Source organism: Cytophaga sp. (genome assembly GCF_051961495.1).
Classification (GTDB): domain Bacteria; phylum Bacteroidota; class Bacteroidia; order Cytophagales; family Cytophagaceae; genus Cytophaga.
Genome location: NZ_JBQCDF010000287.1, coordinates 1 through 10,331 on the forward strand (window position 1 = coordinate 1; position 10,331 = coordinate 10,331).

The window sequence follows — 10,331 nt, forward strand, 5'->3', positions numbered from 1 at the left end:
CAAGGCATTCGAATATGCTGACGCGAATAAAGAAACGGAATATGTAATCTTTAAAGCGGAAGGTAAAGGTTTCTGTGCCGGACTGGATCTGCAGTGGGCACTAACCATCAGCAGTGAAACAGTAATTGAGATTGTAGAAAATTATTTCAACCGATTAACACGTGCCATACATACCTGCAGCAAGCCGGTCATTTGTTTACTGCACGGACCAGCAAGCGGTGCCGGAGCGTCATTGGTATTGGCATGTGACCTGATCTTTGCTACGGAACAGGGATCATTGGCGTTTCCTTTTATAAGCCTGGGATTACAACCGGATACGGGCATGAGCTATTACCTGAAACAGCGTGTTGGTTACCACACGGCTTTTGAATGGTTGCTGGAAGGAAAAAAATTAACGGCCGATGAAGCGCTGGCGCATAAACTTGTTCAGAAAAAATTTGCCGATCTGACCGCAATGACTGATTATGCCCACTCCTACCTGAAATCATTGAACCAGCTGCAGCCCGGTGCGGGTGCTTCTTTAAAGACTTTACTCTCAGGAAATCTTTCTTTTGAAGAGGTATTAAAAAAAGAAGCCGAACAGCAGGCACTTGCAGTTAAAGGTGGTATGTTGAAAGTGAAAATCGAAGAATTTTTTAATAAGAAAAAGTAATCTTTATTTAAGAGTGCAGTCAGAGACTGCAGAATACCCGGCACCAGTCCACGCTGCGCTAAGACTGGCGCCAGAGAGTGTGATGTGAACTGATGGCTTACTTGTTACTGTTGTTATGCTGCAGGCATGGCAATAATATGGTATAAGCAGGACATATATACGGGTGAACTACGGGTGAAGTACGGGTGAAGTACGGCTGAACTATGGGTGAACCTGTTTTTGTTGGGCAGCCAGGAAAAAATTTTATTACTCCGTCCGGGAAAAATACAGATGCTGCCGGTCAAAAAATCAAATCTACGGGTTGCTTATACATACAAAGTTCTATAAAAACGGATACAAATACCAGTTAAATCTTGTTTTTGAAAAGCATTGGAAAAATATGCCGAACACCCGGCGCTCCTTCCCGCTATTAAATTATTATTCCTTCACCAGCAACGCCACCGCATACGCATTCACACCTTCTTCCCTGCCTACATAGCCAAGCTTTTCATTGGTAGTCGCCTTGATGGAAATATCTTCTATAGAAATACTCATGGCTTCGGACAAAGCCTGCTGCATGCGTTCGATGTGTGGATTGATCTTTGGTTTTTCCAGCGCGAGGGATGCATCTACATTGCTGACCTCCCAGCCTTTTTCGCGTACCATCCGACATACTTCTTTCAAAAGTATTTTAGAATCCACGCCTTTCCAGCGGGCATCGGTGTTTGAAAAATGAAAACCGATGTCGCGCATATTGGCTGCACCTAAAATGGCATCGCAGATTGCATGAATCAATACATCGGCATCCGAATGACCATCCGGGCCTTTTGTGTATTCAAGCTGTATACCGCCCAACCACATAGGCCGGCCTTCTTTTAAGGGATGTACGTCGTAGCCGAAGCCTACTTTAATTTTCATTATATATATTTAAAGATTATAAATCTTTTTTATCTGAGTCCGGTTCGCCGCGGTGAATACAAATCCCGAAGAGCTTTAACTACCTGCTTAATCTACCTACAATCCGTTGGCTAAAGCCTAACGGCAATGAAAGCCGTGCAGAGCATTGTATTAACATCAAATCAGCTTTAAGCACCACCCAATAAATTGGGCGAATTTTAATTATTATTCTACAGACTTATAAAACAGCGTCGAACAGTTCTCTGGAGCCAGTACAGATTTCGCTACACGGGAAATATCTTCCGGAGAAACTTTCTGTATTTTACCGGCTTCCATATTCACCAGTTCAGGATTACCCAGCATGGCTGCATAAGCAAGATTCATTGCCCGGTTCAATACTTCTACTTCACCAAATAGCAGTGTTGATTCTGCCTGATTTTTAACTTTGTTCAATTCTTTTTCAGAAAATGTTTCCTGAGAAATTTTAGCGATCAATTCTTCCACTTCCTGGTTTGCATCTTTCAACTGTACGCCTTTGGAAAGTTTTCCATCAATCACCATCAAGCCCGGATCTACAGAGCTTAGTACGTATGCATTCAATGAAGTAAATATTTTTTTCTCCTGCACCAGTTTGTCGTACAGACGGGATGATTTTCCTCTTCCCAGAATATCACTCAACAAATCTGTCGGATAAAAATCAGGGGATAGTTTACCCCCCATGTGATACGTTTTATACAGTGCATCCAAAGGGACTTTCGCACCTGTTTCTTCAAAGCGTGCTGCCGTTTGCTTTGGTTCAACAGGTATCGAGCGTTTTCTACGCGTACCGGAAGAAATCGGACCAAACCATTTTTCAGAAAGTGCTTTTACCTGTTCCAGCGTTACATTACCTGCAACTACCATGTATGCGTTGTTCGGCAAATAGTAAGAATAAAAGAAGTCACGCACATCATCCATGGTTGCATCTTCGATATGAGAAATTTCTTTCCCGATCGTAGCCCACTGATACGAGTGCTGTTTATACGAAAGCGGACGAAGTTTCAGCCATACATCGCCATATGGCTGGTTCAGGTAACGTTGTTTAAATTCTTCGATTACTACACTACGCTGTACCTCCAGTACTTTCGGGTCAAATGAAAGTGCCATCATACGATCGCTCTCCAGCCAGAAAGCTGTTTCAATATTATTTGCAGGAATCGTGATGTAGTAGTTCGTGACATCCGGCGAGGTAAAAGCATTATTCTCCCCGCCTGCCTTTTGAAGTGCCTTGTCGTATGATTCAATATTTTTTGAGCCTCCAAACATCAAATGCTCAAAGAGGTGTGCGAAACCTGTCTTGGTGATCACTTCATCTTTTGAACCCACATCATACAATATGTTCAGTGCAGCCATTGAGGTTGTGTGGTCTTCATGTACAAAAACTTTCAACCCGTTATCTAATACAAAAGAAGAATATTTAATCATTTCAAATTCATTTTGAACAAAAATAGAAACAGAAGCTGTATTTTTATACCTTATTTGCTAAAAGCTTTACACCAAGCCTAAATATTCTTTTATTTTGTGAAAGGATGCGGTTCGTCTTTACAAAGAGATAAACGACTTTATGATATCATTTGACCGAAAAAATATTGATCAGGAAACACTGATCCGCTTATACAAAGAGCTTTTGAAGCCCAGAATGATCGAAGAAAAGATGTTGTTTCTTCTTCGCCAGGGTAAAATTTCCAAATGGTTTTCGGGGATTGGTCAGGAAGCAATTTCTGTGGGCATTGGTTGTGCGCTTGAAAAAGAAGAATATATTTTACCTCTGCATAGAAATCTGGGCATTTTCACCAGCCGCGGTATTCCGTTGCATCGCTTGTTTTCGCAATTTCAGGGAAAGCCTTCGGGGTTTACCAAAGGTCGTGATCGCTCCTTCCATTTCGGGAGTAAAGAACACCATATCGTTGGAATGATTTCACACCTGGGTCCGCAGATGGCAGTTGCCGACGGGATCGCATTGGCAGAGAAACTTTCCCGCAGCAGACGTGCAACCCTTGTTTTCACAGGTGATGGAGGTACGAGCGAAGGTGATTTTCATGAAGCCCTGAATCTTGCTTCAGTGTGGGATCTGCCGGTAATCTTCCTGGTTGAAAATAATGGTTATGGACTGTCTACCCCACTGGAGGAGCAGTTCCGCATAAAAAGCTTTAAAGAAAAAGGTCCTGCTTATGCCATTGAAACACATACCATTGATGGCAACAATATTCTGGAGGTCTATACAAAAATACGCGAGCTGGCTGAATATGTGCGGCGCGAATCAAGACCAGTATTGATTGAGGCCATTACCTTCCGCATGCGTGGCCATGAAGAAGCTTCAGGGACCAAATATATTCCCGAAGAATTGTTTGCAGCCTGGGCAAAAAAAGATCCGGTAGAAAATTTCGAGCGCTACCTGCTGGATGAGGGAATGATTACCATTCACGAAATCGAGGATATTAAAGAGAAAATCAAAAACTCTATTGAAGAAGCCTGGTCATACACTGATAATGAGAAAGAGCCTGTGGCCGATAGTTCTATTGAAGAAGAAGATATGTATGCACCCTATGTGCATATGAAGATCCGGCCAAGAACAACGTTAAGCAGTGAAAAACGCTTTATTGACGCGATCAGCGACGGCTTAAGGCTTGGCATGGAAAAATTTCCGCGACTGATCCAGATGGGTCAGGATATCGCTGAATACGGTGGTGTATTCAAAGTTACCGAAGGTTTGGTAGAGCGTTTCAGCAAAGAACGTATCCGCAATACCCCCCTGTGTGAATCTGCCATAATAGGCGCAGGTTTAGGCCTTGCTGTAAAGGATTATAAGTCGGTGATCGAAATGCAGTTTGCCGATTTCGTTACCAGCGGATTTAATCAGGTGGTGAACAACCTGGCGAAATCCCACTATCGTTGGGAACAGAAGGCTGATGTGGTTATCCGTATGCCTACGGGTGCGGGCACCAGCGGCGGTCCTTTCCATTCGCAGTCGACCGAAGCCTGGTTCTTCCATACGCCGGGTTTGAAAATTGTTTATCCATCGAACCCATATGATGCCAAAGGCCTGTTGCTGGCGGCCATTGAAGATCCGAATCCTGTTTTATATTTTGAGCATAAAGCTTTATACCGTTCCATCAGCGCTGAAATTCCGGATGATTACTATACTGTACCCATTGGTGAAGCGTTAGTTGTGGAAGAAGGTGATGATCTTACCATTGTAGCCTATGGCAATGCTGTCTGGTGGGCAAAAGAGGCTGTAAAAAAAGAAGCTGCATCTGCTGATATTATTGATTTGAGGAGCTTATTGCCATGGGACAAGGAAACAGTCCTGAAAAGTGTATTAAAAACCGGCAGGGTTTTAGTGATCAATGAAGATACATTGACCGGTTCCATTTCAGCTGAAATAGCTGCCTGGATCAGCGAAAACGCATTTGAGCACCTGGATGCCCCTGTTATGCGCGTGGGCAGCCTGGATACAGCCGTTCCTTTCGCCAAAGCACTGGAGGATAATTTTCTTCCGATCAGGCGGATTCAGGACAAATTGAAGGAACTTCAATACTACTAATCCCGTTTAAGTATAGGATTCGATTGTAAATACTTTGTAAAATACTTAGATTTACCTTACTAGAAATACGACTATGAAATATATCTTAATTCCATTTATTGCTTTATTCATTGTAATAAACACAACATCGTGTAACAAACATTCTTCATATCCTTGTCCGGGTTTGGGAATGAGTAATGAAGCGGATATAAGTCAGTTTGATGAAAACGGTCAATTAAAAACGGATTCAAAAAAGAAAAAGAAGACCAATACAAATGGTCGTTTCAATGTTGACAACGGATTGATCAACAAAAAAAATCCGAAGCAACTTAAGACAAAGGGTCGCAAACGCGTTTAACGATATTCTTCATGGGAAAAAAAACCTTTCAATTTTTACTTCTTTCGACAAGCATCTTTATGATGCTTTTGTCATTTCAGGGCTATAGTCAAACAGGCTCTGAGGGAGGAACTGTTAATATTCAGAAGAAACAAAAAGAAATGAGTTCTTCTCAGGGCAATATTAAAGTCAAGAAATCGAAATCTACCGATATTCATAAGAACCAAAAAAACATGGGCCAGTCCCAGGGTACGATGAATACGAAGCAAGCCAATGCTTCCCACTCAGGCGGCCCTAAGAATAACCAGGCGCTGGCAGAAGCAAACAAAGGTACGAACGTACAAAAGAAGCAACGCCAGATGGGGACCAATACAGGTGATATTGTTGTTTCAAACAAGACAGGTGTAAAACCTCCGCATTACGACAACACTGTTGTTGTTGATGAAAGACCTCAACGCAAGCAATCGAAGCAGATGAGCAAATACCAGGGCGATATTGTACCGGCTGAATCAAATTCTCATGGACCATTGAATTCAGGTTCTACTGTATTGGTTAGAGAAATGGATAGAAAACAGGAAAAGCAACGTGCTAAATATTCCGGTGATATCGGAAATAACTTCCTGGAGAAGCGCTCTAAAATGCGTGAAGAGAAAAACAGACAGGTATCTTCTTACAAAGGCGATATCCTGGTGCGTACGCTTAATGCACGTGCTAAACGTACACGCAAAAAAGCGAAAGATATTGCGAACTACAGAGGCGATCTTATTGTTAAACGTGTTAAGAAAGGCATGCACCCGAGCTCTGTATACCAAGGCGGCAAGGTTAAAAACTCTTACGAGGCAAAAGAGAAATACCGTAAGAAAATGCTTAAGAAATACGGCAAAACAGAAGGCCTGGAAGATGCGAACTGGCAAAAACAGAAAAACAGCACGCCGCGATACGATAAACGTGAGGCCGAAATCTGGAACTTACAACCAAAACAATGAACTGGACAGCATTAACTTCTGAAGAGCAATTACAGGAAATCATAACCGAGTCTGAAAAGGCTCCGGTTATGATCTTCAAACACAGTACACGCTGTTCCATCAGTTCCATGTCACTGAACAGACTTGAGAGGAGCTGGAGTGAGGCTGAAATGCCTGGCATTAAAACCTTCTATTTAGATCTGATAGCATACAGACCTATCTCTTCTCAGATCGCACAATTGTTCAATGTAGAACACGAATCTCCGCAGGCAATCCTGATCCATCATGGCAAGAGTGTGTGGGACGCTTCCCATTATGATATCCAGTATGATTCGATAAAAAAAGTACTAAGTACTTAGTAAGGAGTACAGAGTAAAAAAAGAGCCTGCAGAATCTTAATCCTGCAGGCTCTTTTTTTTTGATGAGCTGTAATTATTACAATAATAATGTTTACTCTGTACTTAGTACTAAAAGTTAAACGTTGTTTCCTGTACAATATCTGGATGCAGACTCAATGCAACCGGGCAGGTATGAGCAGCGCGTTTTAATATTTCCGCCTGTTTGGGCGTTAAATTTTCAGGATTTGGGTAGGTAAAGTCAATTTTAATTTTGGCAATTTTTCTCGGCGGTTCAGCAGTCATGACTTTTTCGATCGTGGCCGTCAAAGAAGTTAAAGGTATATTGTCGCGTTTGGCAACGATACCCATAATGGTCATCATACAACTACATAAGGCAGCAGCGACAAGGTCTGTAGGTGAGTATGCTTCTCCTTTTCCGTTATTGTCTACTGGTGGATCTGTAACGATTGTATTGCCGGATTTTAAATGTTTACCGGTAGTTCTTAGTTCCCCGACATATTCCGCGGTCATTTGATACATAAAGAATAATTTTAGCGTTGTTAGGAAAATTACTAAATTTAAGGGAAGTCTCTATTTATGAAATTAAAAAACACTTGTTTTCTTATATTATTTGCCTTGTTACAGCTTCCCGCCTTTGCTCAAAGCGCTGAGAGCGAAGGACGGATTGATTACGAAAAGGAATTTCTTGCAGGTGTAAACTTTAATACAAACGGCGGTTTAATAGGCGGTTTCATGTTGCGTTACACACGCCAGCTTTATGAAAAACCAAACCAGTTTCACAATTTTGGTCTGGAAGTAGGTATTGTAAAGCATCCGAAAGAACTCAGATATGCCAGCCAGCAAAGCGGCGGAACATTCATTGCCTATAAAAGTAATCACCTGGTTGTTTTGCGCCCAACATACGGCCGTGAGTTTGTACTGTTCCATAAAGGAAATGAAGACGGTGTGCAGCTTGATTTTATATTAAATGCCGGTCTTTCCTTCGGTGTACTTACTCCTTACTATATTCAGTACCAGAAAGGCACCGAAACTGTTTTAGTTCCTTATGACCCGGTTGAAACGCCGGATATCAATTTAGTGATCAACTCTTCCGGCTACACAACCGGCTTAGGGCAGTCTAAAGTTGTTCCGGGCGTACATTTGCGCACAGGCTTTAGCTTTGAATACGGCCATTTCAGCAACAAAGTAACCGGTCTGGAAGTGGGTTTCCTGTTTGAGGCATTTACTAAGAAAATGGTCATGATGGAGGCTCCGGCTTCTTACAACGGTTCTTTCCATAACAATCAATTTTTCAGCTCTATATACCTGATCATTTTTTACGGAGGCAGAAAATAGGCGAAATCAAACCAATTGGTCTGATTTTCTGTTGACAGAACAGAAACAAGGGCAATATTTACTACCTTTGTATTGTTCATTAGATTGGTTGAGACATGATTGAATTACCTGTAGTACCCTCTTCTTCGGATCGGAAATCAAAACCTGACTGGTTGCGCGTAAAATTGCCTATCGGTAAAGAATACACGAAGCTTCGCGCGTTGGTTGACGAACACAAGCTGCATACAATCTGTCAGAGTGGGAATTGTCCGAATATGGGCGAATGCTGGGGCGCGGGCACGGCTACTTTTATGATTCTGGGAAATGTATGTACGCGTAGCTGTACGTTCTGTGCAGTAGCTACCGGCAGACCAACGGAATATGATGTAGATGAACCTAAGCGTGTGGCTGAAGCTGTGCGTTTGATGAATGTGAAGCATTGCGTAATCACTTCTGTAAACCGGGACGAGTTGAAAGATAAAGGTGCTGAAATCTGGTACCAGACGGTTGTACGTGTAAAGGAAGAAAGTCCGCAGACTACGATTGAAACATTGATCCCGGATGTTAAGTCTGACTGGGCTTCTTTGGAGCGTATGATCAGCGGCGGTCAGGAAGTGGTATCGCACAACATGGAAACCGTTGAGCGTTTATACAGACGTGTTCGTCCGCAGGCAAAGTACAGCCGCAGCCTGGAAGAAATACAACGCATTAAAAATTTCGGTAAGCGTACCAAGTCCGGCATCATGCTTGGTTTGGGCGAAACCAAAGATGAAGTATTGAAAGCGATGGACGACCTGGTTGAACATGGTCTGGATGTACTTACGTTAGGACAATATTTACAACCGACGAAAATGCACCTGGAGGTTGCGGAGTTTATTCACCCGGACCAGTTTGCTGAGTACAAAGAGATTGGTTTATCAAAAGGACTGGCATATGTTGAATCAGGTCCGCTGGTTCGTTCTTCTTACCATGCAGAGAAGCATATCTGATCTTCGTAAAAGTTTATATAAGAAAAGACCAGCTCGATTTGAGCTGGTCTTTTTTGTTTTTTCGTAGAATGCATGAGACGAAGCGTACGAAGAACCAAATGGATTATAAATCCTGTTTATCTGGCTTCCGGATTGCAAATCCGGAAGAGCTTGATAATTCATAACTCATTCTTTCTTCCTCCCCCGTACAGTAGCGGCTTCCAGGTTGCCGTGGTATTTTACCCAGGCAGCGTCTACATCTACCAAACCGAATTCCTTTACCCATGCTGCCACGGTCGACAGGCGCTGCGGGTCATCGTACTGCGGACTGAACATATCGAAGGTATCGAGAATGATCCATTCTTTCAGCTGTTCAGCGCTCATGCCTGCGGGTAACGTACGTTCTATATCACAGATGGGAACAAAACGATTCAGCGCACCAAGGCCTATTCTTCTGTTGAATTTATAGATCGCAATTAATGTGTTGATGTTCTTCCGGATCAGTGACATCAGCGTGTCGTGCTTCAGGCGTTTCAAAACGGGTCGAAGGATATATTTACTATGTACCTTGGTGAATATATTGCGGATGGGATAAAAATCTATGATCAGTTCGCCGCCGGGCTTCACCATTTCTGTAAGCGCTTGCACCGAGGCTTTGAAATCCGGTGTATGCTGCAGCACACCTAAGCAGATGACTTTATCGAATGATTCTTTTTTAAACGGCAGGTCATAGATGCTTGCCTGAAACAATTTCAATCTTGCATGCGGACCGTTGTTCCTGTAGTTGGCTTCTACCGCCGAAGAGTAATCAACGGAATAAAGGTTTGCCTTTGTATGATCGAGAATAATCTGGGAAAAACGGCCGGCACCACTACCCACTTCCAGCACACTGCACCCTTCAAGGGAACCTTTTTCCCATCGTGTCTGCGCGAAAAAACGTTCTTCAGAAACGGTATTACCTGAATATTTATCTATTTGCGTTTTTTGAAAAGTGTTCCATTCCAGGCCAAAATTGGCCGTATAATTGTTATCAGAGACCAGACGAAATGCCCCGTTGTGCATGGGATACACAACTTTATTATTTTCATCTAATAAACCCGTTTCCGATTCTTTTAATTCTTTCTTTGAAACCGGATCTATTATTACTACCATGTTACCTGCACGATTTATTTCAATTCAGTCCGTTTAATATTTCTTTAATATTAACATCCTTGATTGGTTTTACAATATAATCTGTAATAATAGGAAAGCTTTTTGATTTAATTAAATCCTTGTCATCAATGGATGAGCTAACCATG

The 10,331-nt window shown here is 42.4% G+C and carries 11 protein-coding genes; 7 read left to right on the forward strand and 4 right to left on the reverse strand.

The features are described from left to right. Positions 1–652, forward strand: a 652-nt coding sequence (locus tag ACTHJT_RS16050; protein ID WP_440240054.1) for an enoyl-CoA hydratase/isomerase family protein, incomplete at its 5' end; no start/stop codon positions are given. A 417-nt stretch (positions 653–1,069) separates the two neighbouring features. Here the strand turns inward: ACTHJT_RS16050 and ispF are convergent. Both ispF and ACTHJT_RS16060 read right to left on the reverse strand, forming a co-directional pair. Beyond that, the gene (gene ispF / locus ACTHJT_RS16055) at positions 1,070–1,549 is read right to left on the reverse strand and encodes a 2-C-methyl-D-erythritol 2,4-cyclodiphosphate synthase (protein WP_440240056.1); all 480 of its coding nucleotides are present in this window, start codon (positions 1,547–1,549) and stop codon (positions 1,070–1,072) included. 204 nt (positions 1,550–1,753) lie between these two features. Continuing rightward, positions 1,754–2,992, reverse strand: coding sequence for a M16 family metallopeptidase (locus ACTHJT_RS16060; protein WP_440240058.1), 1,239 nt, complete (start codon positions 2,990–2,992; stop codon positions 1,754–1,756). 139 nt (positions 2,993–3,131) lie between these two features. On the opposite strand from ACTHJT_RS16060, the gene ACTHJT_RS16065 reads away from it, so the two are divergent. The 4 genes from ACTHJT_RS16065 (at position 3,132) to ytxJ (ending at position 6,751) form a co-directional block, all read left to right on the forward strand. Further along, positions 3,132–5,111, forward strand: coding sequence for an alpha-ketoacid dehydrogenase subunit alpha/beta (locus ACTHJT_RS16065; RefSeq protein ID WP_440240060.1), 1,980 nt, complete (start codon positions 3,132–3,134; stop codon positions 5,109–5,111). Positions 5,112–5,184: 73 nt separating this feature from the next. Next, on the forward strand, positions 5,185–5,448 hold the full coding sequence (locus tag ACTHJT_RS16070; protein ID WP_440240062.1) for a hypothetical protein: 264 nt from the start codon (positions 5,185–5,187) through the stop codon (positions 5,446–5,448). 11 nt (positions 5,449–5,459) lie between these two features. After that, entirely contained in the window at positions 5,460–6,413 is a 954-nt protein-coding gene (locus ACTHJT_RS16075) for a hypothetical protein (protein ID WP_440240064.1), read from the forward strand. Beyond that, positions 6,410–6,751 (forward strand): bacillithiol system redox-active protein YtxJ, encoded by a 342-nt coding sequence (gene ytxJ / locus ACTHJT_RS16080; RefSeq protein WP_440240066.1) that lies wholly within the window; start codon positions 6,410–6,412, stop codon positions 6,749–6,751. The genes ACTHJT_RS16075 and ytxJ overlap by 4 nt, the downstream gene beginning before the upstream one ends. Positions 6,752–6,859: 108 nt before the next feature. Here the strand turns inward: ytxJ and ACTHJT_RS16085 are convergent, their stop codons facing one another. After that, the gene (locus ACTHJT_RS16085) at positions 6,860–7,270 is read right to left on the reverse strand and encodes an OsmC family protein (protein WP_440240068.1); all 411 of its coding nucleotides are present in this window, start codon (positions 7,268–7,270) and stop codon (positions 6,860–6,862) included. A 96-nt stretch (positions 7,271–7,366) separates the two neighbouring features. Here ACTHJT_RS16085 and ACTHJT_RS16090 point away from each other — a divergent pair, with 96 nt between their 5' ends. Beyond that, positions 7,367–8,086, forward strand: a complete 720-nt coding sequence (locus ACTHJT_RS16090; protein ID WP_440240070.1) for a hypothetical protein — start codon at positions 7,367–7,369, stop codon at positions 8,084–8,086. 95 nt (positions 8,087–8,181) lie between these two features. Further along, a complete protein-coding gene (gene lipA, locus ACTHJT_RS16095; protein ID WP_440240072.1) occupies positions 8,182–9,054 on the forward strand; it encodes a lipoyl synthase in 873 nt (290 codons plus the stop codon). A 165-nt stretch (positions 9,055–9,219) separates the two neighbouring features. On the opposite strand, the gene ACTHJT_RS16100 is transcribed toward lipA, so the two are convergent. After that, positions 9,220–10,185, reverse strand: a complete 966-nt coding sequence (locus ACTHJT_RS16100) for a class I SAM-dependent methyltransferase (protein WP_440240074.1) — start codon at positions 10,183–10,185, stop codon at positions 9,220–9,222. Between the last annotated feature and the right edge of the window lie 146 nt (positions 10,186–10,331).